This is a genomic window from Streptomyces sp. NPDC091287 (assembly GCF_044768525.1).
Classification (GTDB): Bacteria; Actinomycetota; Actinomycetes; order Streptomycetales; family Streptomycetaceae; genus Streptomyces.
The window spans coordinates 138,860-164,414 of sequence record NZ_JBIVUV010000013.1 but is presented as its reverse complement, the minus strand read 5'-3'; the positions used below and the strand labels follow the sequence as shown (position 1 = coordinate 164,414).

Genomic DNA, 25,555 nt, shown 5'->3' with positions numbered 1-25,555 from the left:
GGTGCGTCCATGGGACGGACTGCATGCTGTGCGGGTGCGGCGCGTGCGCCCCGGTGGCGGAGACTTTCCCCCGGAGTCCGGCGCAGGTCGGCATCGACCGATAGTGTTCAGCATTGTCGAACCGAGGTGGAGGAGTACGGCGCGATGGCCAAGAACATCCAGTCGCTGGAGCGGGCGGCCGCGATGCTGCGTCTGCTGGCGGGCGGCGAGCGCCGGCTCGGGCTCTCCGACATCGCCTCCTCGCTGGGGCTGGCCAAGGGCACCGCGCACGGCATTCTGCGCACGCTCCAGCTGGAGGGCTTCGTCGAGCAGGACGCGGCGTCGGGGCGCTACCAGCTGGGCGCGGAGCTGCTGCGGCTGGGCAACAGCTATCTGGACGTCCACGAGCTGCGGGCGCGCGCCCTGGTCTGGACGGACGACCTGGCCCGGTCCAGCGGCGAGAGCGTCCACCTCGGGGTGCTGCACCAGCACGGCGTGCTGATCGTCCACCACGTCTTCCGACCCGACGACAGCCGCCAGGTGCTGGAGGTCGGGGCCATGCAGCCGCTGCACTCCACGGCGCTGGGCAAGGTGCTGTCCGCGTACGACCCGGTGGCCCACAGCGAGGTCATGGAGGCGGAGCGCCGCTCCTTCACCGGGCGCACCGTCACCGCCGCCGACGCCTTCGAGTCGATGCTCGACCTGATCCGGGCCCAGGGCTGGGCCGCCGACGCCGAGGAGACCTGGGAGGGCGTGGCCGCGGTGGCCGCCCCGATCCACGACCGGCGCCGGATGCCCGTCGGGGCGGTCGCCGTGACGGGCGCGGTGGAGCGGGTGGCCCCGGGCGGCACGCTGCGCCCCGAGCTGATCGCGGCCGTGCGCGACTGCGCCCGCGCGGTCTCCCGGGATCTGGGCGCCGGCCGCTTCTGACGGTCCGCCCGGCCCGCCCCGCCCGCTCCCCGCGCCGCCGCCCCTCCGCTCCGTACGCATGACCCCGTAGGCAGCCGCGTCCACCCCTGCCGCCCGGCGGTCGTCCGCTCGCGCCCCGGCATGTCCAGCCTGTCCCGGGCCGCCCCGGCCCCTCGCGGTAACGATCGCGTCGCGCACCGAGTCGTGGACCACAGAACCCTTGACGCTGCGTTCACTCGGGGGAAACACTGCCGTTCAACGGTCGGCATTGTCGAACGCCTAACGGCAATACGCGTTAGGGTGTGACGGTGCCAAGGGCCGGTCAAGCCCTTACAGGTGGGCTGCCCACGCTTCGTGGATACCCATCTGGGGCGCGGATCACCGGCGGGACCGGTGCTCCGCTCTCCCCTGGACGAAGGACAAAGGAGTCGCGGGTGTCCAGCTCCGACATTTTCATCGGCGAGACCATAGGTACCGCCGTACTCATCCTGCTCGGCGGCGGTGTCTGTGCCGCCGTCACGCTGAAGAGCTCGAAGGCCCGGAACGCGGGCTGGCTGGCCATCACCTTCGGGTGGGGTTTCGCCGTGCTGACCGGCGCCTATCTCGCCGGCGGCGTATCGGGCGCCCATCTCAATCCCGCGGTCACGGTCGGCCTCGCCATCGAGGGCGGCACCGCGTGGGGCGACGTCCCCCTGTACCTCGGCTCGCAGCTGCTCGGCGCGATGATCGGCGCCCTGCTGGTCTGGGCGGTCTACTACGGCCAGTTCCACGCCCACCTCACCGACCCCGAGATCGTCGGGACCAAGTCCACCGACGAGGGCATGGTCGACCAGACCGCCGCCCCGAAGGCGGGCCCGGTGCTCGGGATCTTCTCCACCGGTCCGGAGATCCGCAACGGCGTCCAGAACGTCATCACCGAGATCATCGCGACCGTCGTGCTGGTCCTGGCGATCCTGACCCAGGGCCTCAACGACGAGGGCAACGGCCTCGGCACGCTCGGCGCGCTGATCACCGCCCTGGTCGTCGTCTCCATCGGCCTCTCGCTCGGCGGCCCGACCGGCTACGCCATCAACCCGGTCCGCGACCTCGGTCCGCGCATCGTGCACTCCCTGCTGCCGCTGCCGAACAAGGGTGGTTCGGACTGGGGCTACGCGTGGGTACCCATCGTGGGTCCGCTCGTCGGCGGCGCACTCGCCGGCGGGCTCTACAACCTCGCCTTCGCGTAGACCAGTCCGAGCCGCACCTCTTCACTTCACAGACCTCCGGGAGCACACCGTGACCGACGCACACACCACCGGCACCCACGGCACCGGGCCGTTCATCGCGGCCATCGACCAGGGCACCACCTCCAGCCGCTGCATCGTCTTCGACAAGGACGGCCGGATCGTCTCCGTCGACCAGAAGGAGCACGAGCAGATCTTCCCGAAGCCGGGCTGGGTCGAGCACGACGCGACCGAGATCTGGGAGAACGTCCAGGAGGTCGTCGCCGGCGCCATCGTCAAGGCCGGCATCACCTCCGCCGACGTCAAGGCGATCGGCATCACCAACCAGCGCGAGACCACGCTGATGTGGGACAAGCACACCGGTGAGCCGGTGCACAACGCCCTGGTCTGGCAGGACACCCGCACCGACGCGCTCTGCAAGGAGCTCGGCCGCAACGTGGGCCAGGACCGGTTCCGCCGCGAGACCGGGCTGCCGCTCGCCTCCTACTTCGCGGGACCCAAGGTCCGCTGGCTGCTCGACAACGTCGAGGGGCTGCGCGAGCGCGCCGAGGCCGGCGACATCCTCTTCGGCACCATGGACTCCTGGGTCATCTGGAACCTGACCGGCGGCACCGACGGCGGGGTGCACGTCACCGACGTCACCAACGCCTCCCGCACCCTCCTGATGAACCTGCACACCATGGCGTGGGACGAGAAGATCCTCTCCTCCATCGGCATCCCGGCCGCGGTGCTGCCCGAGATCCGCTCCTCCGCCGAGGTGTACGGCCACGCCAAGGGCGGCATCCTCGACGGCATCCCCGTCGCCTCCGCGCTCGGCGACCAGCAGGCGGCGCTCTTCGGGCAGACCTGTTTCGCCGAGGGCGAGGCCAAGTCCACGTACGGCACCGGCACCTTCATGCTGATGAACACCGGTGGCACCCCGGTGAACTCGTACAACGGGCTGCTCACCACCGTCGGCTACCAGATCGGCGACAAGCCCCCGGTGTACGCGCTGGAGGGCTCCATCGCGGTCACCGGTTCGCTGGTGCAGTGGATGCGCGACCAGATGGGCCTGATCAAGTCGGCCGCCGAGATCGAGACGCTGGCGTCCTCGGTCGAGGACAACGGCGGCGCGTACTTCGTGCCCGCCTTCTCCGGCCTCTTCGCCCCCTACTGGCGTCCCGACGCCCGCGGGGTGATCACCGGTCTCACCCGTTACGTCACCAAGGCGCACATCGCCCGTGCCGTCCTGGAGGCCACCGCCTGGCAAACCCGCGAGATCAGCGACGCCATGACGAAGGACTCCGGCGTCGAGCTGACCGCGCTCAAGGTCGACGGCGGCATGACCTCCAACAACCTGCTGATGCAGACGCTCGCCGACTTCCTGGACGCGCCCGTGGTGCGCCCCATGGTCGCCGAGACCACCTGCCTCGGCGCCGCCTACGCCGCCGGTCTCGCCGTCGGCTTCTGGCCGGACACCGACGCGCTGCGCGCCAACTGGCGCCGGGCCGCCGAGTGGACACCCCGCATGGACGCGGACACCCGTGCCCGCGAGTACAAGAGCTGGCTCAAGGCCGTCGAACGGACCATGGGCTGGATCGAGGACGAAGAAAGCTGACGAGGAGCATCACCATGACCACCCTGCAGAGCGTTCCCGCCCTCGGAACGCACCCGGCCTCCGGCTCGCTGCCGAGCCGCGCCGAGACCCGGGACCAGCTGTCCCGGGCCACGTACGACCTCCTGGTCATCGGCGGCGGCATCCTGGGCATCTCCACCGCCTGGCATGCCGCGCAGTCCGGGCTGCGGGTGGCCCTGGTGGACGCCGGCGACTTCGCCGGCGCCACCTCCTCCGCCTCCTCCAAGCTCCTCCACGGCGGTCTGCGCTACCTCCAGACCGGCGCGGTCAAGCTGGTCGCGGAGAACCACTTCGAGCGCCGCGCGGTCTCCCGCGAGGTGGCCCCGCACCTGGCCAACCCGCTCACCTTCTACCTGCCGGTCTACAAGGGCGGCCCGCACGGCGCGGCCAAGCTCGGCGCGGGCGTCTTCGCCTACTCCGCGCTCTCCGCGTTCGGCGACGGCGTCGGCCATGTCATCTCCCCGGCCAAGGCGCAGCGCGACGTCCCCGAGCTGCGCACCGACAACCTCAAGGCCGTCGCGGTCTACGGCGACGACCAGATGAACGACGCCCGCATGGCCCTGATGACGGTCCGCGCGGCCGTCGACGCGGGCGCGGTCGTCCTGAACCACGCGGCGGTCACCGGGCTACGCTTCACCCGGGGCCGGGTCACCGGCGCCGACCTGAAGGACAGCACGGACGACACCGAGTTCGGCGTCACCGCCCGGCTCGTGCTGAACGCCACCGGCCCCTGGGTCGACCACCTGCGGAAGATGGAGGACCCGAACGCGGCCCCCTCCATCCGGCTGTCCAAGGGCGCGCACCTGGTCCTCAAGCGGACCCGGCCGTGGCGGGCGGCGCTGGCCACCCCGATCGACAAGTACCGGATCACGTTCGCCCTGCCGTGGGAGGACATGCTGCTGCTCGGCACGACGGACGAGGAGTACGAGGGCGACCCGGCGGATGTCGCGGTGACCGAGGCGGACACCGCGCAGATCCTCGACGAGGCGGCGTTCTCGATCAAGGACCAGCAGCTGTCGCGTGACCTGATCACGTACTCCTTCGCGGGTCTGCGGGTGCTGCCCGGCGGTCCCGGCGACACCTCCAAGGCCAAGCGCGAGACGGTCGTGACGGAGGGCCGCGGCGGCATGCTGTCGGTCGCCGGCGGCAAGTGGACGACGTTCCGCCACATCGGCCGCACCGTGATGAACAAGCTGGCCGCCCTGCCGGGGCACCCGCTGGCCGAGGACATGGAGCCGATGAACCGGCTGCCGAGGAAGCTCCCGCTGCCCGGTATCGCCAACCCGAACGCGGTGGCGCACCGGCTGCTGGTCGACGGCGGCACACCCGGCCCCCGGATGGCGCCGGACACCGCCCGGCACCTGGCCACGCACTACGGCTCGCTCGCCTTCGACATCGCCCGGCTGGCGAACGAGAGCCCCGAGCTGGCCGAGCGCGTCCACCCGGACGCCCCGGAGATCTGGGCCCAGGTCGCCTACGCCCGGGACCACGAGTGGGCCGAGACGGCGGACGACGTGCTGCGCCGCCGGACCACGCTGACGATCCGGGGGCTGGCGACGGACGACGTCCGTGACGGCGTCGAGAAGCTGCTGGCCGAGAAGGACTGACCTGTTCTCCCCCGTCCCGCGTGGACGGGCGACGGGGGCGGCTTCCCACGGGAGCCGCCCCCGTCGGCGTGCGCGATCGCCCCGGCGCACGCGCCACACTCCGGCCATACGCTCGCAACGTGCCCCGGGAACAGTGGAGTTCATGAGATTCTCCGTGCTCTCCCTGATCGGCCACGAGCCGCACCCGCTCACCGGTGAACTCCTCCCGGCCGCCGACCGGTTCGAGGAAGTGATCGACACGGCCGCGGTGGCGGAGCGGCTCGGCTTCGACGCGTACTCCGTCGGCGAACGGCACGCCGGGGCCTTCCTCTCCTCCAGTCCGAACGTGGTGCTGGGCGCGATCGCGGCCCGTACGAGCACCATCCGGCTGCTCACCGGGGTGACCGTCGTCGCGATCCTCGACCCGGTCCGGGTGGCGGAGGACTTCGCGACGCTCGACCAGATATCCCGGGGCCGGGTCGAACTCGTCGTCGGCAAGGGCGCGGAGGCGGGCCACTTCGACCTGTTCGGGCTCGACGAGGCACGGCAGTGGGACCTCCAGAAGGAGAAGTACGAGCTGCTGCGGCGGCTGTGGAGCGAGGAGGGCGTCGACTGGGAGGGGGAGTTCCGGCCGCCCCTGAAGAACGTGACGACGGTGCCGCGCCCGTACGCGGGCGTGCCGCGCGTCTGGCACGGCTCGGCGACCAGCCTCAACTCCCCCGAGCTGGCGGCCAAGCACGGTGACCCGCTGTTCACCGCGAACGCCATCCAGCCGCTCGAGGCGTACGCCGGGCTCATCGCCCACTACCGGGAACGGTTCGAGGCGTACGGGCACGATCCGGCGGACGCCGAGGTGGCGGCGGGATCGGGCGGACTCCTCATCGCCGACAGCTCGCAGGCGGCGGTCGACCGGTACAAGGAGCTGTACGAGGCGCGGGTGCGGCAGGTCTTCAAGCCGCATCTGGAGGGCAAGGCCGGCTACAACACCCCGTTCCGCACGATCGAGGAGGCGATCGAGGGCGGCCCGCAGCTGATCGGCAGCCCGCAGCAGATCATCGACAAGATCCTCGGCTGGCACGAGGTCTACCGCCACGACCTCCAGTCGATCACCGTGGACGGCTTCGGGCTGGGCCGGCCGGAGCAGTTGGAGACGCTCCAGCGGTTCGCGGAGGAGATCGCCCCGGTGGTGCGCCGGGAAGCGCCGTCCTCGCCGCGGAGCTGACGCGGAGCCGGCTCGCCGACGTACCGGCGCGGAGCGGGGGGCCAGCGCCTCGGGGGCCATGATGCACTGATCCGCCCGATGATCCACTCCTGGTGGCAGGGTTCACCCGGCCGTGCAAGAGGGCTGCGGCGGGGGCCCCCGGAAGCCGTAAGGTTGCTCCGTACGTATGGAGACATCGGAAGGAGGCCCGGGTGATCGAGCTCGAGTCGGTGCCCGAGCTGATCGACCCGGTCATGGTGGCCGCGTTCGAAGGCTGGAACGACGCCGGGGACGCCGCCTCCACAGCGGTCGGTCATCTGGACCGGGAGTGGAAGGGCGAGGTGTTCGCGGCGCTGGACGCCGAGGACTACTACGACTTCCAGGTCAACCGGCCCACGGTGTGGCTGGACGGCGGTACGCGGAAGATCACCTGGCCGACGACGCGGCTGTCCGTGGTGCGGGTGGGCGGGGAGAAGCCCCGGGACCTGGTCCTGGTGCGCGGCATCGAACCATCCATGCGCTGGCGGTCGTTCTGCAACGAGATCCTCGGCTTCGCCCATGAGCTGGGCGTCGAAATGGTCGTCATCCTGGGCGCGTTGCTCGGCGACACCCCGCACACCCGGCCGGTGCCGGTGAGCGGGGTCACCTCGGACGCGGACCTGGCGCGGACGATGGACCTGGAGGAGACCCGGTACGAGGGGCCAACGGGCATCGTCGGGGTCCTCCAGGAGGCGTGCACCCACGCCGGGGTGCCCGCGGTCAGCCTGTGGGCGGCGGTCCCGCACTATGTGTCGCAGCCGCCGAACCCGAAGGCGACGCTGGCCCTGCTGAACCGTCTTGAGGACCTGATCGGACTGCGGATCCCGCTGGGCGAACTGCCCGAGGACGCACGGGCCTGGCAGCTCGGGGTGGACCAGCTGGCCTCGGAGGACAGCGAGGTCGCCGAGTACGTGCAGACGCTGGAGGAGGCGCGGGACACCGCGGAGCTTCCCGAGGCGTCCGGCGAGGCCATCGCCCGGGAGTTCGAGCGCTATCTGCGACGGCGGGACGGCGGCCCCGGGCAGGGGCCGGGCGGCCATGCGACGGAGTCCGGGGACGTGCCGTATCTGCGCGACCCCTCCAGCGGCCGCACCCGCCCGCCGAAGCCGCCGCGTCCGGAGCCGGGGCGGGGGAAAGCCGCTGACGACCAGGGCCCCAAGGGTCCTGACGAGGCGCCGGGGAACGATCCCGGCGAAGGCTCCGGGGACACCCCCGACGAGGACTGACCGGGCGCCGGTGGCGAACAGCGGAGCGCCGCACGGGAGACGATCCCGTGCGGCGCTCCGTTCGTCTCCGGAGGCGCGCCCCGTCCTACAGCGCGACGCCCAGCAGGGCGTCGACCGTACGTGAGACGACGCCGGGCGCACCCTCGTCCGTACCGCCCTCCGCGCCCTGGAGCGCGGCCCAGCGGTCCACCACGGCGAGCGCCGCAGGGCTGTCCAGGTCGTCCGCGAGGGCCTCGCGGACCTCTTCGACCAGCGCGTCGGCGGACGGTCCGTCGGGGCGCGAGACGGCGGCCCGCCAGCGCGCGAGGCGCTCCACGGCGTCGGCCAGCACCTGGTCGGTCCACTCCCAGTCGGACCGGTAGTGGCGGGAGAGCAGGGCGAGCCGGAGGGCCGCCGGGTCCACGCCGTCGCGGCGCAGCGTCGAGACGAAGACCAGATTGCCGCGCGACTTGGACATCTTCTCGCCGTCCAGGCCGACCATTCCGGCGTGGACGTACGCCTTCGCGAACGGGTGCTCGCCGGTCAGCGCCTGGGCGTGGGAAGCGCCCATCTCGTGGTGCGGGAAGGCGAGGTCGGAGCCGCCGCCCTGGATGTCGAAGCCCATGCCGAGGTGGTCGAGCGCGATGGCGACACACTCGATGTGCCAGCCCGGGCGGCCTTCGCCCAGGGAGGCCCCGTCCCAGCTCGGCTCGCCCGGGCGGGCGGCCATCCAGAGCATCGGGTCGAGGGGGTTCTTCTTGCCGGGGCGCTCCGGGTCGCCGCCCCGTTCGGCGGAGAGCAGGCGCATCGCCTCGGCGTCGAGGCCGGAGACCTCGCCGAAGTGCGGGTCGGCGTCGACGGAGAAGTAGACGTCGCCGTCCAGGTCGTAGGCGGCGCCCGCGTCCCGGAGGCGTTCGACGAGGGGCACGATGCCCGGTATCGCCTCGACCGCTCCGATGTAGTGCTGCGGGGGCAGCATCCGCAGGGCGGTCATGTCCTCGCGGAAGAGCGCCGTCTCGCGCTCCGCGAGCTCGGTCCAGTCCTGACCGTCGCGCACGGCCCGCTCCAGCAGCGGATCGTCCACGTCGGTCACGTTCTGGACGTAGTGGACCTGCCGCTTGGTGTCGAGCCACACGCGCTGAACGAGGTCGAACGCGTTGTAGGTCGCCGCATGACCCATATGGGTCGCGTCGTACGGCGTGATGCCGCAGACATAGATGCGGGCGACGGGACCGGGGTCAAGGGTGATCCGTCCGCCGGTCGCGGTGTCGTGGATCCGAAGGTCGCGGCCCTTGCCAGGCAGGGCGGGGACCTCAGAAGCGGGCCAGGCATGCATGTCATGAGCGTAACCGGACGATGCTTCCGGATACGAACCGGCACCGGAAACCTGTCCGAAGAGGCCCTCTTGCGTGAAACCCGGGACAAGCGGTAAGGCCTGGCCCGGACGCGCAGAGCTTCTACACCGGCGGCCAGGGAATGGGCGGCCACTGGCCGCTCGGCTGCGGGTGCACGGCGCTCTTGACCAGCCCGGCGACCCGCTGCCGCAGGGCCTCCAGTTCGACCGGTGTGATGAGTTCGGCCATCCGGGTGGCGAGGGCGGCCCCCGGTGCCAGCTCGCCGGCGAGCCGGCCCAGCACGGCCAGCGCCTCCTCGGTCAGCGGCTCGCCCGCCCAGCCCCAGAGCAGGGTCCGCAGCTTGTCGTCCGCGTTGAAGGTGACGCCGTGGTCGATGCCGAAGAGCCGTCCGCCGGGGGCGGGCAGCAGGTGTCCGCCCTTGCGGTCGCCGTTGTTGATCACCGCGTCCAGCACGGCGAGCCGCCGCAGCCGGACGTCGTCGGCGTGCACCAGCAGCGCGGTCTTCCCCTCCCCCACGTCCGCGAAGCCCACGGCCTTCCAACCGTCACCGGGCTCCTCGCTCTCGACGAGCGCCAGCAGCTCGGGGGCGTCCTCGTCGGACGCGGGGCCGTCGATCCAGAGCTGGCACATGCCCTGCCCGTACGGCCCCTCCCGCAGCACGGTCGGCGGCACGAGGTCCCAGCCGGTCGCCCGGGAGATCTCGTACGCGGCGACCTCCCGCTGGGCGAGGGTCCCGTCGGGGAAGTCCCACAGCGGCTGCTCCCCCGCGACCGGCTTGTAGGCGCAGGGGCGCTCCTCGCCCTCGTACGCCACCGTGCAGTGCAGCACCGCGTTGGACGCCCCGCCGACCTGCCCGAGGACGGTGATCGTGCCCTCGGTGAGCAGGGTGAGCAGGTCGGTGTCCGTCAGGCTCCGCGACGGTATCCGTTCTGGCGCGGGCATACGTGTCCTTCCGGATCAAGTGGCAAGCTGCACAACGGACACGGCGGGCGGCCGGCGTTGACGACGTCCAGGGCCCGCTTGGCGAAGGCGCGGGCCTGGGCGCCGCTGAGCCGGACACGGAGCATCGGCGGGCCGTTCTCCTCGTCCTGGAGGAGCTTCTCCTCGGCCTCCGCGAGGTCGTCCTCGGAGCCGGCGTCGAGTTCGACGAGGGCCTGCGCCTCGACGATCATGCGCTGTTCCTCGCCGTCCCAGGCCAGGGCCATGGTGCCGACCCGGAACTCCTCCTCAACGGGCACGTCGAGCGGCGCGGTGTCGGAGACGTCGGTGGGGGCCACCGCGGGCACCGGGGAGTTGCCCCCAGTGCGGCGTACGACCTCGTCGAGCAGTTCGTCGATCCGCTCGGCGAGAGCGGTGACCTGAGCCTTCTCCAGGGCGACGCTGGTGACCCGGCCCTGGGAGGACGCCTGCAGGAAAAACGTACGGCGGCCAGGCAACCCGACCGTACCGGCCACGAATCGGTCCGGTGGGTCGTAGAGGAACACCTGACGGGACACGTCCTGCTCCCTTGAGCTTCGATGGTGGTTGAGCGGCGCTACGGCGCGTCCACCCTACTGCCCGGAGCGATCACGGCGCGCCCGCACCACCCCCGACCGTCGCGTCCGCCGAGCCGTCGTCCGTGGGGGACGCGGCGGCGTCCGCCCCGACGGCGTGTTCGCGGGGGGCCAGGGAGGCGAGGTCGCCGGTGTCGCCGAGCCTCAGGATGAAGGGGCGCAGCCGGGTGTAGCGGATCGCGGTGACCGAGCAGGGGTCGACGTGGACGCGCTGGAAGAGGTCCAGGTGCATGCCCAGCGCGTCGGCGACGAGGGACTTGATGATGTCGCCGTGCGAGCACATGACGTAGGTGGCGTCCTCACCGTGCTCCGCCTCGACCCGGTCGTTCCAGTCGCGTACGGCGTCGACGGCGCGGGCCTGCATCGCGCGCATCGACTCGCCGCCCGGGAAGGCCGCGGCGGAGGGGTGCTGCTGGACGACGGACATCAGGGGCTCGTCGGCCAGTTCGGCAAGCTTCCGTCCCGACCAGTCGCCGTAGTCGCACTCGCTGATGCGGTCCTCGGTGTGCAGGGGCAGGCCGGGGCGGGCGTCGAGGAGCGGCTGGAGGGTCTGCCGGCAGCGCTCCAGGGGGCTACTGACGGCGAGGATCGGGGCCACCGCGGAAAGCCGCGCGGGGAGGGCCGCGGCCTGTTCGGCGCCGCGTTCGTCGAGGGAGACACCGGGGGTGCGGCCCGCGAGCACTCCGGCGGTGTTGGCGGTGGAGCGTCCGTGGCGTACGAGGATCAGCGTGGGCATACCCGCCAGGGTAGAGGGACGGAGAAGGTGCGTGATGGGCGGTTCAGGGGGAAGAATGCCCGCCGTGATCGTGGACTGTGCCATCTACCGGGACGGGCGCCGCACCGAACGGCCCGCCGACTTCTCCGATGCCCTGGACGAGGCGCGGGCCGCACAGGACGCGTTCCTGTGGATCGGGCTGCACGAGCCGACGGAGGAGGAGTTCGACCTCGTACGGGACGAGTTCGGGCTGCACCCGCTGGCCGTGGAGGACGCGCTGCGGGCGCATCAGCGGCCCAAGCTGGAGGTGTACGACGACTCCCTGTTCGCGGTCCTCAAGCCGGTCGTCTACGAGCCGGAGAGCGACAAGGTCAGCGCCGACGAGCTGATGGTCTTCATAGGCGACTCGTTCGTGGTGACGGTCCGGCACGGCGAGGGAGCCCCGCTGGCGGCCGTGCGCCGACGGCTGGAGGCCGAGCCCGAGGTGCTGAAGCACGGCCCGACGGCGGTGCTGTACGCGGTCAGCGACGCCGTCGTGGACCACTACATGGACGTCTCCGGTGAGCTCCAGCTCGACCTGGAGGAGCTGGAGGCGCAGGTGTTCGCCCCGAGCGGCGGCGACTCGAAGAACACCGCGGCCCGGATCTACACCTTCAAGCGGCAGGTGCTGGAGTTCCGCCGGGCGGCCGGACCGCTGACCGCTCCGATGGCCCGGCTCTCGGGGGCGGGCGTGCCGTTCGTCCACGAGCACGCGCAGCCGTTCTTCCGGGACGTGGCCGACCATCTGACGCGCGCCAACGAGCAGGTGGAGGGGTTGGACCGGCTACTTTCGGACATTCTGTCGGCGCATCTGGCCCAGATGGGCGTGCGGCAGAACGACGACATGCGCAAGATCTCCGCCTGGGCGGCCATGGCCGCCGTCCCGACGATGGTGGCGGGCGTCTACGGCATGAACTTCGACCACATGCCGGAGCTGCACTGGGTGTGGACCTACCCGGCGGTGGTCGCGGCGATGGGCTGCGCCGTGTTCGGTCTCTACCGGCTGTTCAAGCGGCGCGGCTGGCTCTGAGCGCCCGGCGCCCGCGAGGCGCCAGCGCTCAGGCGTACTCGCGTTCCGGTGCGGCGGGGCTGCCCAGCGCGTCGCGCCGCCGCGGCATCTCCAGGCTCACCATGCGCCGCCAGCCGACGAGGCGCTCGTACGCGTACACGGCGTGGATGCCGGCGGCGAGAACGGCCGCCTTGGGCCGCGACCAGCCGAGCACCCGGCCCATGGCGGCCATCACGGCGAGGCTGACGTCGCGGTAGACGCGGATCTCGGCCAGGGCGCACTCGCGCAGGATCCGCTGGATGGTGCGGCCGTGACCGGCGCGGGCGAGGCCGAGGAGTTCCTCGTGGCAGTAGGCGAGGTGGTTGTCCTCGTCGTGGGAGATCATCTTCACCGCGCGGCCGATGTCGGGGTGGTCGGCGAAGTACCGGCGCAGCAGGCGCATCTGCTCGGAGGCGCGCTGCTCGGTGACGCGACTGTGGGCCAGGTAGGTGATGATGTCGCGCTCGGTGAGCCGCTGCTCGCCGCGGAGCCGGGAGTGCGCGAGCCCGATGCCCTGCTGTTCCAGGAGCATCGTGTAGTCGGTCTCCGGCGGGACCTCGACGGGCGGCAGTCCGCGCTTCTTCAGGAGCGCGTTGAAGATCCGGCCGTGCTTGTCCTCGTCGGCGCCGTGCCGGACGATCTTGGGAGCCAGGTCGCGGCTGCTCTCCGGTACGAGGGTGGCGATGCGGGCGTTCTCCCAGCCACCCTGGGCCTCACCGCTCGCGGCGATGGAACAGAAGAGCCGGTAGGACTCGTCGTTGTCCAGGATCTCGTGGAACAGGGTCTGCGCTGAGAGCATGACGGCCACCTCCGTACCCGTTGCCCGCGGAGCCGAAGTCCGTGGAGCGGTGCGCAGGAAGAGTCAAATGCGCCGCGGGGCGGTCGGCAACCGGAGCGGCCCGGGACGGCGTCCGGCGCGGCCGCGTAACCCCTGGGCGCGCGCCGCGTTGTTCCGGGTGACGGCCGTGGCGGGGAGGACCCCCGAGCCCCCACCACGGCCGTAGTGCTGTCCCGGTGGCGCCGGTGGGTCCGTCAGGCGAGCCCGGAGCGCTCCAGGGCGTCCGTGCCGGCGCGCAGGGCGGTGAGCCGCTCCTCCAGTGTGAAGCCGGCCGGGGCGAGGTTGAGCGTGGTGACGCCGGCGGAGGCATAGGCCTGCATCCGCTCGGCGATCCGCTCGACGGGGCCGAGCAGCGCGGTCTGGTCGATCAGCTGGTGCGGCACGGCCGCGGCGGCCCCCGCCTTGTCCCCGCCGAGGTACTTGTCCTGGATCTCGGCGGCCTCCTTCTCGTATCCCATGCGCTGGGCGAGCTGGTTGTAGAAGTTCTGCTTCCGGCTGCCCATCCCGCCGACGTACAGCGCGGTGTACGGGCGGAACATGTCGGCGAGGCCGGTCACGTCGTCGCCGACGGCGAGCGGCAGCGTCGGGCTGACGTCGAAGCCCTCCATCGTCTTCCCTGCCTTCTCCCGGCCCGCGCGCAGCGGCTGGATCGCGGTCTCCTCCAGGTGCTCGGCGGAGGGGAAGATCAGCAGGGCGCCGTCGGCGATCTCGCCGGTCTGCTCCAGGTTCTTGGGGCCGATCGCGGCGATGTAGAGCGGGATGTGCTCGCGCTGGGGGTGCACCGTGAGCTTGATCGGCTTGCCCGGACCGTCGGGGAGCGGCAGCGTCCAGTGCGCTCCCTCGTACGACACGCGCTCGCGGGTCATCGCCTTGCGGACGATCTCCACGTACTCCCGGGTGCGGGCCAGCGGCTTGTCGAACTTCACGCCGTACCAGCCCTCGGAGACCTGCGGGCCCGAGACCCCGAGGCCGAGGCGGAAGCGACCGCCGGACAGCGAGTCGAGGGTGGCGGCGGTCATCGCCGTCATGGTGGGCTGGCGCGCCGGGATCTGCATGATCGCGGAGCCGACGTCGATCGACTCGGTCTGGGCCGCGACCCAGGTCAGCACGGTCGGGGCGTCGGAGCCGTAGGCCTCGGCCGCCCAGCAGACGTCGTAGCCGAGCCGGTCGGCCTCCTGCGCGACGGCGAGGTTGTCGCCGTCCATGCCGGCGCCCCAGTAACCGAGATTGATGCCGAGCCGCATAGCCGCTCCCCTTACTGATCAGTAACGTCCCTTTCTCCGGACTCTAGCGCGGGTGACGGAGATCCGGCAGGCCCGGCGGACCTCCGGTTGTCCACAGGCCTCCACCCGGTGGGGTCATGGCCAGTAATCTCAGCGCCCATGGAGCAGAGGCATCTCGGCCGTACCGGCCTTCGCGTGTCCCGGATCGGGCTCGGCACCCTCACCTGGGGCCGGGACACGGACGAGCACGACGCCGCCGACCAGCTCAAGGCCTTCTGGGACGCGGGCGGCACCCTGGTGGACACCGCCGATGTGTACGGGGGCGGCGAGGCCGAATATCTGCTCGGGCGGCTCGTCGGGAGTCTGGTCCCCCGTCAGGATCTGGTCCTCGCCACGAAGGCGGGCAACGTCCCTGACCCCTATCGCCGCTTCAACGGTTCGCGCGGGCACCTCCTGGCCGCTCTGGACGCGTCCCTGGAGCGGCTCGGCACGGATTACGTGGACCTGTGGCAGGTCCATGCCTTCGACCCGGGGACCCCGTTGGAGGAGACCCTCCAGGCGGTGGACCTGGCCGTGTCCTCCGGCCGCGTCCGGTACGCGGGCGTGTCGAACTTCTGCGGCTGGCAGCTGGCGAAGGCCGCCACCTGGCAGCTCGCCGCGCCCGGGGTGCGCACCCGGCTGGCCAGTACGCAGATGGAGTACTCGCTGCTCCAGCGGGGCATCGAGCGCGAGGTGCTGCCCGCCGCGCTGGACCTCGGGGTCGGGCTGCTGCCGTCCTCGCCGCTGGGGCGCGGGGTGCTCACCGGCAAGTACCGCCAGGGCACCCCGTCCGACTCCCGGGGCGCGTCGACACGGCTCGCCCCGTTCGTCGAGCCGTATCTCGACGACGCGGCGGCCCGCATCACCGACGCGGTGGCGACGGCGGCGGACGGGCTGGCGACGAGTCCGCTCCAGGTGGCGCTCGCCTGGGTCCGGGACCGGCCCGGGGTCGCCGCACCGATCATCGGTGCGCGCAACGCCGGGCAGCTCGCGGAGGCTTTGTCAGTGGAGGCGCTTAGTCTTCCCTACGAGATCTGCCAGGCGCTCGACGATGTGTCGGCGCCCGTGCACCGCTATCCCGACCAGGACTGGAGCACGCTGTGACTGCGCTTCCCGGGGAGACCCCCGGCACCGTCGGCACGGACACACCACAGGACACCGTGTCCCCGCCGGAGGCCGGTGCCGAAGGCCCCGAGCACGCCGAAGCGCCCGATGCGTCTGACGCACCCGCCGCGCCCGATGCTCCTGACGCGCCTGAGCAGCCCGATGCTCCTGATGCGCCTGAAGGCACCGAGTCGTCGGGCACTCCGGCGGACGTCGACAAGGACGCGGAGGGCGATGCGGAGGACGGGGGGGCCGAGGCGACCGCTGACGCCGCGCCCGCCGAAGCGGCGCCCGCCGCCGAGCTCTCGGAGGCGCAGGCCGAGCTGGCCGCCCAGCGCGAACTGCGGGAGCGGATCGAGAAGCGCAAGGCGGAGAAGGCCGCGCCCATCGCCGCCGGCACGGGACTGAGCGGCACGGCCGCCGATCTGCTCGCGGCCGTCCGCGCCGTGGAGAGCGGTGAGAAGGCGGGCACCGCGTTCTTCGACTCGCCCGCCCCGGCCCCGGCCGCCCGGCGTCCCGCTCCGGCCGCCGCACAGCCGCCCCGGGCCCCCGCCGCCCCGACGGCACAGGCCGCCTCCCCCGAAGCCCTGGACGCGGTACGCGCGGTGCTCGTGGAGGGCGGGGCCCCCGAGGCGCTGGCCCGCCCGGCCGTCGGCGCGCTGGGCGAGCAGGCCGCCGAGCTGCTGCGCACCGACCCCTGGCAGCTGCTGGCGGTGCCCGGGGTCCGGCCCGAGCAGGCCGACGGCTTCGCACGGGCCCTGCTGGGCCCAGAATGCGGCCCGGACGACGGCCGCAGGACGTCGGCCCTCGTCGGCTGGCTGCTGGAGCGCGCCGCCCTCCAGGGCCACACGGCCCTGGACGCCCAGACCGTACGGGCGGCGCTCGCCGAGCGTGCGGTCGGTGACCCGGACGCGGCGGTGCGGGACGCCGTCGAGGAGGGCGTCGCCCTGCTCTTCCAGGAGGGCGACGAACCGGCGCCGGACGACACCGGGGCCGAGGACGGCGAAGCGGACGAAGCGGGCCTCGCGCAGGACGCCGACGTGGCCCGGGAGCCGGTCCAGGTGCTGCTGGGCCTGGACCGCTACGCCCTGGCCGAGGAGAGCCTCGCCGACGGCCTGGCCCGGCTGGTCAACGCCTGCGAGAAGGCCGCCGACTGGACGGAGGCGGCCGCCGCGGCCCCCAGCCCGTCGGCCGCCGAGCTGATCCGTACGACCGCCGCGGCCGGACTGGTCGCGCACAGCGGCGGCGAGGCGGCCCGGGCCGAGCCCGCCGCCCTGATCGCGGCGGCCCGCGGCCTGGGGCTGCGGGCCCTGGGCGCGACCCACAGCGAGGACGGCCGCCGACGGCTCGCGGCGGCCACCGGTGATCCGGACACGGCGGTCACACTGGCCGGCCTGCTGTCCGGTGCGCAGGGCCCCGGCCGGGACGAGGACGGGGCGCTGGCCCTGGATCTGCTGGTCGTGCTGGACGCCCCGCAGCTGGACGTGGAGGGTGCGGCGGTCCTGGTCGAGGCGCTGGCCGACGGCGCCCGGCTGGTGCTGAGCGGCGACCCTGGTGTGCTGGGCTCCGCGGGCGCCGGGCGGGTGTTCGCCGATGTGCTGGCGTCCCACGCCTGCCCGCAGGTCGTCTCCCGGACCCCGGACCCCGGGCCGATCGGCGAGCTGGTCTCCGGTATCGGCATCGGCGAGCTGCATCAGGTCGACGCCCCGGGCAAGGAGGTGGTGATCGTCCCGGTCCGCGACGCGGGCGAGGCCGTCCACCGCACCGTGCAGCTGGTCGCCGACTCGGTGCCCCGGGCGTTCTCCATCCCCGCCGACGAGACCCAGGTGATCACCGTGGGCCACGGCGGGGCCGCCGGGACCAGGGCGCTGAACGAGGCGCTGAAGCAGCGGCTCAACCCGGGCCCCGGACGGTTCGGCGGTTTCGACCCGGGCGACCGCGTGGTCCATGTGCCCGCGCCCGGCCGGGCGGTGCCCGGGGTGGTGCGCTCGGCCGACGCCGAGGGGCTGCGGCTGGACTGCGGGGGCGTCCCCGTCGTCGTACCGCAGGAGCGGGTGGAGTCGTCGGTGCGGCACGGCTGGGCCCTCAGCGCCCATCAGGCGGCCGGGATGCGCTGGCCCGCGGCGGTCGTGGTGCTGCCGGGCGACGCCGCGCAGGGGCTGAGCAGGCCCTGGGTGTACACCGCGTTCGGCCGGGGCGAGCGGCATCTGTCCGTGGTGCACGGGGTGGACCAGGCGCTCCCGCACGCGGTGGCGCAGGTTCCGGCCCAGGAGCGGACGACAAGGCTGCGACCGTTGCTGGAGGCGCTCGCGACGCCCGACGCGTCGTCCTAGCGGTTGAGCTGATCCGGACAGCGGTGGGGCCCCGGTGCGCTGTGCGCCGGGGCCCCACCGTCACGTCCGGTGCGGGAGGAAGGACAAGGGTCAGAGGCCGCCCACCGAGGGCCCGGCGAAGTCCTCGTCCGACTCGTCCTCCTCGTCGAAGACCGCGCTGACGTCGAAGCGGCAGACCACCAGTTCGGGGTCGGCGTCCTCGAACGGGGCACCGAGCCACTCCCCCGGCTCCGGCGGCGCTTCCCCGGCCGAGACCCAGAGGGTGGAGTCGCCCTCCTCCAGGCCGAATTCCTTGTGCCGGGAGGCGATCTCGTCCGGTTCGTACTCGCCGAAGAGCACGCCGAGCGCGGCGTGGACGCTGGTGCCGACCACCGGGGCCGTGTCCTGTCCGCCGCCCGGACCCGCGTCGAGATCGGCGAGGCGCTGAGCCTGTGCGAGCAGCCGCGGGGGCTCCGCGACGAGGTAGTCGCGCCGGATCAGGACGCTGAGCGCGCTGGGCTCGGCGGGACCGGCGTAGGGAGGCAGGGAGTCGTCGGCGCCGGGAATCTCGAAGGGGGTGACTTCGTCGTAGCGCTCGTAGAGGAGTTCGTCGTAGACCTCGGCGGCAGCGGCAAGGGCGTTGAACGCGTCGTAGACGGCGGGGTCGTCGTCCCCGGTACGGCGTTCGACCGCGTCGAGGTGACGGTCGATCGCGGCTTTGACCGCCTCGGCGGCGGCACGTACCTCGGCAGCGGTGGGCTGCGCAGCATCAGACATAGTGCAGACGCTATCCGTACCGGGGCTCTGCCCGCACAATAGATGCGATGCCGGAATACGAATTCGTCGACGTGTACGTGCCGCGCGGGGTCTCCCGCAAGGAAGCGGCCCGACTCCTGACCGACCACGCCGAGTACGGACACTGGGAACTGGACCGCCTGACGCTCCGCAGGGACGGCAGCCGCAGGGTGCGGCTGCGCAGACGGATCATCCGTCAGCTACGGGCCACCTGGTGACATGGAGCGGGCCCCGCGGCCGCGGGGCCCGCTCCCTCACCTGTGCTGTGCCGCGCTGCGCGCGCCCGGATCAGGCGGCGCTGCGCGAGCGACGGTAGAGAACCGATCCCGCACCGGCGAGCAGCAGTCCGGCACTGGCCGGGATGAGCAGTTCGAGCCCGCCCCCACCGGTCTGCGCGAGCTGCTCCCCGGGGATGTGCTGGGTCTGGGGAGCATTCGGCTCGGGCGGCTGGTTGGCCGGCGGGATGACCGGCTTCTCCGGCGTGACCGGGGGCTTCTCCGGCTGCTCGGGCGGCGGGGGCGGAACCTCGGCTTCGTTGGCGCAGCCGTTGCCGAAGGTTGGATTCAGCAGCCCGATCACGGAGACGCTGTTGCCGCAGATGTTCACGGGGACGCTGATCGGAGCCTGGATCGTGTTACCGGAGAGAATGCCGGGTGAGCCCTGCGCGACTCCTTCCGCACCGGCACCGCCGGCCCGGTGCCGACCCGTGCCGGACTCGCCGTGCCGGTCCGTCGCGGAGGTGTCTCCGGCCTGCGCCCCGTCGCCGGAGCCGGCGCTGCGGTTCTGCGGCCCGGAGCCCCTGCTCGATCCCGCCGATCCGTTCTCGCAGTCGTTTCCGAACACCGGGTTGATGAGTCCGCCGACGGTGACGGAGTTGCCGCAGGCGTTGACCGGAATGTCGATCGGGACCTGGATCAAGTTGCCGGACAGCACGCCCGGTGAGCCGGAGGCGGTACCGGCCGCCCCGGAGTCGGCGTGGGCGTATCCGCCACTCAGCGCGAGCACTCCGCCCGCAGCCGCCATGGTGATCAGGCCTTTACGAGTGACCTGTCGCATAGGTTCGTTTCCTGCCTTCTGGCTTCCGAAAAACCCCCGGACATGACCGTGCGGGAGCCGAATGCCGAACGGTCCCGGAGTGCATGGAGTGCACTCCGGGACCGGTCGAGCTCAAACCCTTACGGGTTGACGTTCAACGTCAGGCGTTGACGCAGGTGTTGCCGAAGGCGGGGTTCAGCAGACCGATCACGGAGACCGTGTTGCCGCACACGTTGATCGGCACGTGGACCGGAACCTGGACGACGTTGCCGGAGAGCACGCCGGGGCTGCCGATGGCAGCACCCTGGGCGCCCGCGTCGGCGGAAGCCATGCCCGCACCCGCGAGAACGAGGCCACCCGTAGCAGCCGCAACTGCGACGACCTTCTTGATCATGATTCCTCCTAGTTGGAAAATGCGGTCCCAGCCGCGGACCGCAAACCTTGTAACGAGGAGGATTTGGCGGGGCTACGTGTGAACGGCTCGTTTCACTCGTTCGGACATGTCCGCACAGGTGGACGAATCAACGGAGAATCGGTCATGGAGCGGTCAGGAGTGGTCGATGAACCGGTCGAGCACCCGCACGCCGAACTGCAGACCGTCGACCGGGACCCGCTCGTCGACGCCGTGGAACATCCCGGCGAAGTCCAGCTCCGGCGGCAGCTTCAGCGGGGCGAAGCCGAAGCCCCGGATGCCGAGGTCGTCGAAGGACTTGGCGTCGGTGCCGGCCGAGAGCATGTACGGCACGGCACGGGCGATGGGGTCCTCGGCGACCAGCGCGGTCTGCATGGCGTCGACCAGCGCGCCGTCGAACGTGGTCTCCAGGGCCTTGTCCGCGTGCACGTCCTCGCGCCGGACGTTGGGCCCGAGGATCCGGTCCAGGTCCGCGAGGAACTCCTCCTCGTACCCGGGGAGGTACCGGCCGTCGACGTGGGCGGTCGCCTGCCCCGGGATGACGTTGACCTTGTAGCCGGCGCCGAGCTGCGTGGGGTTGGCGGTGTTCTGGAGGGAGGCGCCGATGAGCTTGGCGATGCCGCCCAGCTTGGCGAGCGTCTCGTCCATGTTCTCCGGGTCCAGCTCGGTGCCCAGCGCGTCGGAGAGCTCGTCCAGGAAGTGCCGCAGCGTCTTGGTGACCCGCACCGGGAACTTGTGCCGCCCCAGCCGCCCGACCGCCTCGGACAGCTCCGTGATGGCGTTGTCCTTGTGGATCATCGAACCGTGTCCGGCGGTACCGTCCACGGTCAGCTTCATCCAGTGCATGCCCTTCTGGGCCGTCTCCACCAGATACAGCCGCAGGTTCTCGTTGACGGTGAAGGAGAAGCCGCCGACCTCGCTGATCGCCTCGGTGACGCCCTCGAAGAGCCCGGGGTGGTTGTCGACGAGGTAGCGCGCGCCGTACGTCCCGCCGGCCTCCTCGTCCGCGAGGAAGGCGAGCACGATGTCGCGCGGGGGCTTGCGGCCGGTGCGCATGCGCTCGCGGACGACCGCGAGGGTCATCGCGTCCATGTCCTTCATGTCGACCGCGCCCCGGCCCCAGACGCAGCCGTCCGCGATCTCCCCGGAGAACGGGTCGTGCGTCCAGTCCGCCGCGTTGGCCGGGACGACGTCGGTGTGCCCGTGGATCAGGAGCGCCGGGCGGGAGGGGTCCTCGCCCTCGATCCGGGCGACCGTGGAGGCCCGCCCCTTGTGCGACTCGAAGATCTTCGGCTCCAGGCCGACCTCCGCGAGCTTCTCCGCGACGTACTCGGCCGCGAGCCGCTCACCGGGGCCGGAGTGGTCGCCGTAGTTGCTGGTGTCGATCCGGATCAGGTCACGACAGAGGTCGACGACCTCCCTCTCGGCGTTGCCGCCGGTGACGGCCTTGCCCGTGCTGCTCTCGCTCACGCTGGTTCCTTCCACTGTCGCTGTGGTGCTCCCCCTCATCCTCCCGCGCCCACGGCCCGCACCCAAGGCCGCGCACCCCCCGTCACGCACCGTTCACAGCCATCGGGGCGTGATCGAGCACCCTCGAATGTTTGCTATGGTTTTCCACGTCGGAACGGGCACGGCCCGCGAGACAGACACCTTGTCCGGGTGGCGGAATGGCAGACGCGCTAGCTTGAGGTGCTAGTGCCCTTTATCGGGCGTGGGGGTTCAAGTCCCCCCTCGGACACCAGCAGGAGCCCCACTTCGGTGGGGCTCTTTTGCGTCGCCGGGCGACCACGGAGAGGGGCGACGATGCGGGGTCGCAGGAAGCCGCCTCCCGCGCCGCTCCCCCAGCGGCACGGGATCGACGCGGTGCGGGTGCGGTTGCCGGAGGATCCCGAAGGGCTCTGGGGCTGCGTCGGGGAGCATCTCGTCGGGCGGTTCGGCGGGGCGATCGGGGCGGGCCGGGTCGCGGAGATGCTGGCGGCCGGACGGTTCGTGGGGGCCGACGGGGCCGCCGTGCGGGGCGACGAGCCGTACACCGCGGGGCGGTGTCTCTGGTTCCACCGGGACTTCGCGCCGGAGGAACCGGTGCCCTTCCCGGTCGGCGTCGTGTACCGGGACGAGCGGCTCGTGGTCGCCGACAAGCCGCACTTCCTGGCGACCATGCCCCGGGGGCGGCACATCACCGAGACCGCGGTGGCCCGGCTGCGACGGGAGCTGGACCTGCCCGCGTTGCAGCCCGCGCATCGGCTGGACCGGCTGACCGCGGGGCTCGTGCTGTTCGTGGTGCGGCCCGAGGATCGGGGCGCCTACCAGACGCTGTTCCGGGACCGGCTGGTGCGGAAGGAGTACGAGGCGGTGGCCCCGTACGACCCGGAGCTCGTCCTGCCCCGGACCGTGAGGAGCCGGATCGTGAAGGAGCGCGGGGTGCTCGCCGCCCGCGAGGAGCCGGGTGAGGCGAACAGCGAGAGCCGGGTGGAGCTGGTGGAGCACCGGGGCGGGACCGGGCGTTACCGGCTGCTGCCGGCCACCGGGCGGACGCATCAGCTGCGGGTCCATATGAACGCGCTGGGGCTGCCGATCGTCCACGATCCGCTGTATCCGGTGGTGGAGGAGGAAGGGGCCGCCGACTTCTCGCGGCCGTTGCAGTTGCTGGCCCGGGTGCTGGAGTTCACCGATCCGGTCGGCGGGGAGCCGCGCCGCTTCGAGAGCGGGCTGCGGCTCTCCGCCTGGCCGGAGGGGTGAGAGGCTGTCGGAGGCGCGCGGCGCTCAGTGGCCGCGCTTGATCCACTCGTCGAGCTGCGGGGCCTCCGCGCCGATGGAGGTGGGGTCTCCGTGGCCGGTGCGGACGGCGGTGTCGCCGGGGAGGGTGAGCAGCCGGTCCCGGATCGAGTCGATGATCGTCGGGAACGACGAGAAGGACCGGCCGGTGGCGCCGGGGCCGCCCTGGAAGAGGGTGTCGCCGGTGAAGACCGTGGAGAGCCCGGGGGCGTACAGGCAGACCGCGCCGGGGGCGTGGCCCGGGGTGTGCAGGACCGTGAGCGTGGTGCCCGCGACGGTCAGTTCCTGGCCGTCGGTGAGGGTGCCGTCGGGGGTGCGGTCCGGGTGGGTCTGCTGCCAGAGCGGCAGGTCGTCCGGGTGGAGCAGGATCGGGGCGCCGGTGGCGTCCGCGAGGGCGGGGGCGGCGTCGATGTGGTCGTTGTGGGCGTGGGTGCAGACGATGGCGCGCAGCGCCCGGCCGCCGAGCGCGGCCTCGATGGCGGCGGCGTCGTGGGCGGCGTCGATGACGATCGCCTCGGTGTCGTCGCCGACGATCCAGACGTTGTTGTCGACGTCCCACTCGCCGCCGTCGAGGGCGAAGGTGCCGGAGGTGACCAGGTGGTCGACGCGGGCGGACATCAGAAGACCACCACCGAGCGGAGGACGTCGCCGTCGTGCATCCGGGCGAAGGCCTGCTCGACGTCGCCCAGGCCGATGGTCTCGGTGACGAAGGCGGCGAGGTCGAGGCGGCCCTGCTGGTGGAGGTCGACGAGCATCGGGAAGTCGCGGGAGGGCAGGCAGTCGCCGTACCAGGAGGACTTGAGCGAGCCGCCGCGGCCGAAGACGTCCAGGAGCGGCAGTTCGAGCTTCATGTCCGGGGTGGGGACGCCGACGAGGACGACCGTTCCGGCGAGGTCGCGGGCGTAGAAGGCCTGCTGGTAGGTCTCCGGGCGGCCGACGGCCTCGATGACGACGTCGGCGCCGTTGCCGTCGGTGAGGGCGCGGATGGCCTCGACCGGGTCGGTGGAGCGGGAGTTGACGGTGTGGGTGGCACCCATCTTCTTCGCCGTCTCCAGCTTGCGGTCGTCGATGTCGACCGCGATGATCTTCGCCGCGCCGGCCAGCCGGGCCCCGGCGATCGCCGCGTCGCCGACGCCGCCGCAGCCGATGACGGCGACGGAGTCGCCCCGGCCGACCTGGCCGGTGTTGATGGCGGCGCCGATGCCCGCCATGACGCCGCAGCCGAGCAGTCCGGCGACGGCCGGGGAGACCTCGGGGTCGACCTTGGTGCACTGGCCGGAGGCGACGAGGGTCTTCTCGGCGAACGCGCCGATGCCCAGCGCGGGCGACAGCTCCGTGCCGTCGAGCAGCGTCATCTTCTGCTTCGCGTTGTGGGTGTCGAAGCAGTACCAGGGGCGACCGCGCAGACAGGCACGGCACTGGCCGCACACGGCACGCCAGTTGAGGACGACGAAGTCGCCGGGGGCGACGTCCGTGACGCCCTCGCCGACCGACTCCACGACGCCCGCGGCCTCGTGGCCGAGGAGGAAGGGGAACTCGTCGTTGATGCCGCCCTGCTTGTAGTGCAGGTCGGTGTGGCAGACGCCGCACGCCTGGATCTTCACGACCGCCTCGCCGGGGCCGGGGTCCGGGATCTGAATCGTCTCGACCCTGACCGGCTCGTTCTTCCCCGGTGCGATGACCCCTTGCACCTGCTGCGCCATAACCGTGCTCTCCCTGCTCCTGAGCTTTCGCGAAGATCGATCGCGGACAACCGTACGCCTCGGGGCCGGGTCCTGCGCCGCGTCGCGCGGAAGGCCCTACGGGGCGAGCACGTCCAGTTCGTGCAGGGCGCCGACCGCGATCTCCTTGGTGATCCGTTCGGCGGCCTCCGGGTCGCCCTCGCGGACCGCCTCGGCGAGGCGGACGTGCAGGGTGACGGCGGCCGGGTCGGGGTCCTCGAACATCACCTGGTGGTGGGTGCGGCCCGCGAGGACCTCGGCGACGACGTCCCCGAGCCGGGCGAACATCTCGTTGCCGGAGGCGTTGAGGACGATTCGGTGGAAGGCGATGTCGTGTTCGAGGTAGCCCTCCAGCTGCTGGCCGCGCGAGGTGGCGACCATGCCGAGGGCGCGTTCGGTGAGCTCGGCGCAGTGCGCGGCGGTGGCGTGGCGGGCGGCGAGGCCCGCCGCGACCGGTTCGATCGCGGAGCGCAGCACGGTGAGGGAGCGCAGTTGGCGTGGGCGGTCGGCGCCGGCGAGGCGCCAGCGGATGACCTGGGGGTCGTAGACGTTCCAGGTCTCGGTGGGGCGGACCGTCACGCCGACGCGGCGGCGGGATTCGACCAGGTGCATCGATTCCAGGACCCGGACCACTTCGCGCACGACCGTACGGGAGACGTCGAAGCGCTGGGCGAGCTCGTCGGTGCGTAGGACGCTGCCGGGCGGGCACTGGCCGGAGGAGATCTCCAGACCCAGGGTGTCCAGCACATGTGTATGCAGCCCCTGGCTCTGTGTGGTCATGCGTCAAGCCTACGGGGCGACCCTCGGGAACAATAAGTACGACGTTTACGTCAC

At 72.1% G+C, this 25,555-nt stretch carries 24 protein-coding genes and 1 tRNA gene; 12 read left to right on the top strand and 13 right to left on the bottom strand.

All coding sequences use genetic code 11. The features are described 5' to 3' along the window. Positions 1-144: 144 nt before the first annotated feature. The 6 genes from ACIQRW_RS22990 to ACIQRW_RS22965 all read left to right on the top strand — a co-directional run bounded on the left by ACIQRW_RS22990 (position 145) and on the right by ACIQRW_RS22965 (position 7,778). The gene (locus ACIQRW_RS22990) at positions 145-909 is read left to right on the top strand and encodes an IclR family transcriptional regulator (protein WP_032752890.1); all 765 of its coding nucleotides are present in this window, start codon (positions 145-147) and stop codon (positions 907-909) included. A gap of 413 nt (positions 910-1,322) precedes the next feature. Beyond that, positions 1,323-2,114 (top strand): MIP/aquaporin family protein, encoded by a 792-nt coding sequence (locus ACIQRW_RS22985; protein ID WP_364877403.1) that lies wholly within the window; start codon positions 1,323-1,325, stop codon positions 2,112-2,114. Positions 2,115-2,163: 49 nt separating this feature from the next. Then, the gene (gene glpK, locus ACIQRW_RS22980) at positions 2,164-3,708 is read left to right on the top strand and encodes a glycerol kinase GlpK (protein WP_403763351.1); all 1,545 of its coding nucleotides are present in this window, start codon (positions 2,164-2,166) and stop codon (positions 3,706-3,708) included. A 14-nt stretch (positions 3,709-3,722) separates the two neighbouring features. Next, positions 3,723-5,333: an FAD-dependent oxidoreductase gene (locus ACIQRW_RS22975; protein ID WP_403763348.1), complete on the top strand. Its 1,611-nt coding sequence runs from the start codon at positions 3,723-3,725 to the stop codon at positions 5,331-5,333. A gap of 142 nt (positions 5,334-5,475) precedes the next feature. Beyond that, a complete protein-coding gene (locus tag ACIQRW_RS22970) occupies positions 5,476-6,534 on the top strand; it encodes an LLM class flavin-dependent oxidoreductase (protein WP_403763345.1) in 1,059 nt (352 codons plus the stop codon). 191 nt (positions 6,535-6,725) lie between these two features. Then, positions 6,726-7,778 (top strand): PAC2 family protein, encoded by a 1,053-nt coding sequence (locus tag ACIQRW_RS22965; protein ID WP_403763342.1) that lies wholly within the window; start codon positions 6,726-6,728, stop codon positions 7,776-7,778. Positions 7,779-7,863: 85 nt separating this feature from the next. Here ACIQRW_RS22965 and mshC read toward each other — a convergent pair whose 3' ends face one another. From mshC to ACIQRW_RS22945, 4 genes are all read right to left on the bottom strand, one after another. Next, positions 7,864-9,093: a cysteine--1-D-myo-inosityl 2-amino-2-deoxy-alpha-D-glucopyranoside ligase gene (gene mshC / locus ACIQRW_RS22960; RefSeq protein ID WP_403763339.1), complete on the bottom strand. Its 1,230-nt coding sequence runs from the start codon at positions 9,091-9,093 to the stop codon at positions 7,864-7,866. A 121-nt stretch (positions 9,094-9,214) separates the two neighbouring features. Then, positions 9,215-10,054, bottom strand: a complete 840-nt coding sequence (locus ACIQRW_RS22955; RefSeq protein WP_403763336.1) for an SCO1664 family protein — start codon at positions 10,052-10,054, stop codon at positions 9,215-9,217. Next, the gene (locus ACIQRW_RS22950; RefSeq protein WP_018959545.1) at positions 10,018-10,608 is read right to left on the bottom strand and encodes a DUF3090 domain-containing protein; all 591 of its coding nucleotides are present in this window, start codon (positions 10,606-10,608) and stop codon (positions 10,018-10,020) included. The genes ACIQRW_RS22955 and ACIQRW_RS22950 overlap by 37 nt, the downstream gene beginning before the upstream one ends. Before the next feature lie 70 nt (positions 10,609-10,678). After that, on the bottom strand, positions 10,679-11,401 hold the full coding sequence (locus ACIQRW_RS22945; protein WP_403763333.1) for a histidine phosphatase family protein: 723 nt from the start codon (positions 11,399-11,401) through the stop codon (positions 10,679-10,681). 55 nt (positions 11,402-11,456) lie between these two features. Here ACIQRW_RS22945 and corA point away from each other — a divergent pair, with 55 nt between their 5' ends. Beyond that, entirely contained in the window at positions 11,457-12,449 is a 993-nt protein-coding gene (gene corA, locus ACIQRW_RS22940) for a magnesium/cobalt transporter CorA (protein WP_403763330.1), read from the top strand. Positions 12,450-12,477: 28 nt separating this feature from the next. Here corA and ACIQRW_RS22935 read toward each other — a convergent pair whose 3' ends face one another. Both ACIQRW_RS22935 and ACIQRW_RS22930 read right to left on the bottom strand, forming a co-directional pair. Next, positions 12,478-13,266, bottom strand: a complete 789-nt coding sequence (locus ACIQRW_RS22935) for a ferritin-like domain-containing protein (protein ID WP_403763327.1) — start codon at positions 13,264-13,266, stop codon at positions 12,478-12,480. Positions 13,267-13,499: 233 nt separating this feature from the next. Further along, complete coding sequence (locus tag ACIQRW_RS22930) at positions 13,500-14,549, bottom strand: LLM class F420-dependent oxidoreductase (RefSeq protein ID WP_403763324.1); 1,050 nt, start codon at positions 14,547-14,549, stop codon at positions 13,500-13,502. A gap of 138 nt (positions 14,550-14,687) precedes the next feature. Here ACIQRW_RS22930 and ACIQRW_RS22925 point away from each other — a divergent pair, with 138 nt between their 5' ends. Then, positions 14,688-15,671: an aldo/keto reductase gene (locus ACIQRW_RS22925; protein ID WP_403763321.1), complete on the top strand. Its 984-nt coding sequence runs from the start codon at positions 14,688-14,690 to the stop codon at positions 15,669-15,671. Next, positions 15,668-18,004: a helix-hairpin-helix domain-containing protein gene (locus ACIQRW_RS22920; RefSeq protein WP_403763318.1), complete on the top strand. Its 2,337-nt coding sequence runs from the start codon at positions 15,668-15,670 to the stop codon at positions 18,002-18,004. Before ACIQRW_RS22925 ends, ACIQRW_RS22920 begins: the two co-directional genes overlap by 4 nt. 90 nt (positions 18,005-18,094) lie before the next feature. Here the strand turns inward: ACIQRW_RS22920 and ACIQRW_RS22915 are convergent, their stop codons facing one another. Then, on the bottom strand, positions 18,095-18,760 hold the full coding sequence (locus tag ACIQRW_RS22915) for a hypothetical protein (protein WP_403763316.1): 666 nt from the start codon (positions 18,758-18,760) through the stop codon (positions 18,095-18,097). A 47-nt stretch (positions 18,761-18,807) separates the two neighbouring features. On the opposite strand from ACIQRW_RS22915, the gene ACIQRW_RS22910 reads away from it, so the two are divergent. Further along, positions 18,808-18,996: a DUF5703 family protein gene (locus ACIQRW_RS22910; RefSeq protein WP_003970138.1), complete on the top strand. Its 189-nt coding sequence runs from the start codon at positions 18,808-18,810 to the stop codon at positions 18,994-18,996. Positions 18,997-19,066: 70 nt separating this feature from the next. On the opposite strand, the gene ACIQRW_RS22905 is transcribed toward ACIQRW_RS22910, so the two are convergent. From ACIQRW_RS22905 to ACIQRW_RS22895, 3 genes are all read right to left on the bottom strand, one after another. Further along, positions 19,067-19,834, bottom strand: a complete 768-nt coding sequence (locus ACIQRW_RS22905; protein ID WP_403763313.1) for a chaplin — start codon at positions 19,832-19,834, stop codon at positions 19,067-19,069. Between the two features lie 139 nt (positions 19,835-19,973). Then, entirely contained in the window at positions 19,974-20,207 is a 234-nt protein-coding gene (chpH, locus tag ACIQRW_RS22900; protein ID WP_003970136.1) for a chaplin ChpH, read from the bottom strand. A 153-nt stretch (positions 20,208-20,360) separates the two neighbouring features. Next, positions 20,361-21,695, bottom strand: a complete 1,335-nt coding sequence (locus tag ACIQRW_RS22895; RefSeq protein WP_018959555.1) for a M20/M25/M40 family metallo-hydrolase — start codon at positions 21,693-21,695, stop codon at positions 20,361-20,363. A 183-nt stretch (positions 21,696-21,878) separates the two neighbouring features. Between ACIQRW_RS22895 and ACIQRW_RS22890 the strand changes: the two genes are divergently transcribed. Then, a tRNA-Leu gene (locus ACIQRW_RS22890) sits at positions 21,879-21,966 on the top strand. 62 nt (positions 21,967-22,028) lie between these two features. Beyond that, positions 22,029-22,964, top strand: coding sequence for an RluA family pseudouridine synthase (locus tag ACIQRW_RS22885; protein WP_403763309.1), 936 nt, complete (start codon positions 22,029-22,031; stop codon positions 22,962-22,964). 24 nt (positions 22,965-22,988) lie between these two features. On the opposite strand, the gene ACIQRW_RS22880 is transcribed toward ACIQRW_RS22885, so the two are convergent. From ACIQRW_RS22880 to ACIQRW_RS22870, 3 genes are all read right to left on the bottom strand, one after another. Then, the gene (locus ACIQRW_RS22880) at positions 22,989-23,618 is read right to left on the bottom strand and encodes an MBL fold metallo-hydrolase (protein WP_215106833.1); all 630 of its coding nucleotides are present in this window, start codon (positions 23,616-23,618) and stop codon (positions 22,989-22,991) included. Next, complete coding sequence (locus ACIQRW_RS22875; RefSeq protein ID WP_403763305.1) at positions 23,618-24,703, bottom strand: S-(hydroxymethyl)mycothiol dehydrogenase; 1,086 nt, start codon at positions 24,701-24,703, stop codon at positions 23,618-23,620. The genes ACIQRW_RS22880 and ACIQRW_RS22875 overlap by 1 nt, the downstream gene beginning before the upstream one ends. A 96-nt stretch (positions 24,704-24,799) precedes the next feature. Continuing rightward, the gene (locus tag ACIQRW_RS22870; protein ID WP_403763302.1) at positions 24,800-25,501 is read right to left on the bottom strand and encodes a FadR/GntR family transcriptional regulator; all 702 of its coding nucleotides are present in this window, start codon (positions 25,499-25,501) and stop codon (positions 24,800-24,802) included. Positions 25,502-25,555 lie beyond the last annotated feature (54 nt).

Coding starts and splice junctions, on each gene's coding strand:
- ACIQRW_RS22990 (WP_032752890.1), top strand. CDS start 145: ATGGCCAAGAACATCCAGTCGCTGGAGCGGGCGGCCGCGATGCTGCGT.
- ACIQRW_RS22975 (WP_403763348.1), top strand. CDS start 3,723: ATGACCACCCTGCAGAGCGTTCCCGCCCTCGGAACGCACCCGGCCTCC.
- ACIQRW_RS22970 (WP_403763345.1), top strand. CDS start 5,476: ATGAGATTCTCCGTGCTCTCCCTGATCGGCCACGAGCCGCACCCGCTC.
- mshC (WP_403763339.1), bottom strand. CDS start 9,093: ATGCATGCCTGGCCCGCTTCTGAGGTCCCCGCCCTGCCTGGCAAGGGC.
- ACIQRW_RS22955 (WP_403763336.1), bottom strand. CDS start 10,054: ATGCCCGCGCCAGAACGGATACCGTCGCGGAGCCTGACGGACACCGAC.
- ACIQRW_RS22945 (WP_403763333.1), bottom strand. CDS start 11,401: ATGCCCACGCTGATCCTCGTACGCCACGGACGCTCCACCGCCAACACC.
- corA (WP_403763330.1), top strand. CDS start 11,457: ATGCCCGCCGTGATCGTGGACTGTGCCATCTACCGGGACGGGCGCCGC.
- ACIQRW_RS22935 (WP_403763327.1), bottom strand. CDS start 13,266: ATGCTCTCAGCGCAGACCCTGTTCCACGAGATCCTGGACAACGACGAG.
- ACIQRW_RS22930 (WP_403763324.1), bottom strand. CDS start 14,549: ATGCGGCTCGGCATCAATCTCGGTTACTGGGGCGCCGGCATGGACGGC.
- ACIQRW_RS22925 (WP_403763321.1), top strand. CDS start 14,688: ATGGAGCAGAGGCATCTCGGCCGTACCGGCCTTCGCGTGTCCCGGATC.
- ACIQRW_RS22915 (WP_403763316.1), bottom strand. CDS start 18,760: ATGTCTGATGCTGCGCAGCCCACCGCTGCCGAGGTACGTGCCGCCGCC.
- ACIQRW_RS22910 (WP_003970138.1), top strand. CDS start 18,808: ATGCCGGAATACGAATTCGTCGACGTGTACGTGCCGCGCGGGGTCTCC.
- ACIQRW_RS22905 (WP_403763313.1), bottom strand. CDS start 19,834: ATGCGACAGGTCACTCGTAAAGGCCTGATCACCATGGCGGCTGCGGGC.
- chpH (WP_003970136.1), bottom strand. CDS start 20,207: ATGATCAAGAAGGTCGTCGCAGTTGCGGCTGCTACGGGTGGCCTCGTT.
- ACIQRW_RS22885 (WP_403763309.1), top strand. CDS start 22,029: ATGCGGGGTCGCAGGAAGCCGCCTCCCGCGCCGCTCCCCCAGCGGCAC.
- ACIQRW_RS22880 (WP_215106833.1), bottom strand. CDS start 23,618: ATGTCCGCCCGCGTCGACCACCTGGTCACCTCCGGCACCTTCGCCCTC.
- ACIQRW_RS22875 (WP_403763305.1), bottom strand. CDS start 24,703: ATGGCGCAGCAGGTGCAAGGGGTCATCGCACCGGGGAAGAACGAGCCG.
- ACIQRW_RS22870 (WP_403763302.1), bottom strand. CDS start 25,501: ATGACCACACAGAGCCAGGGGCTGCATACACATGTGCTGGACACCCTG.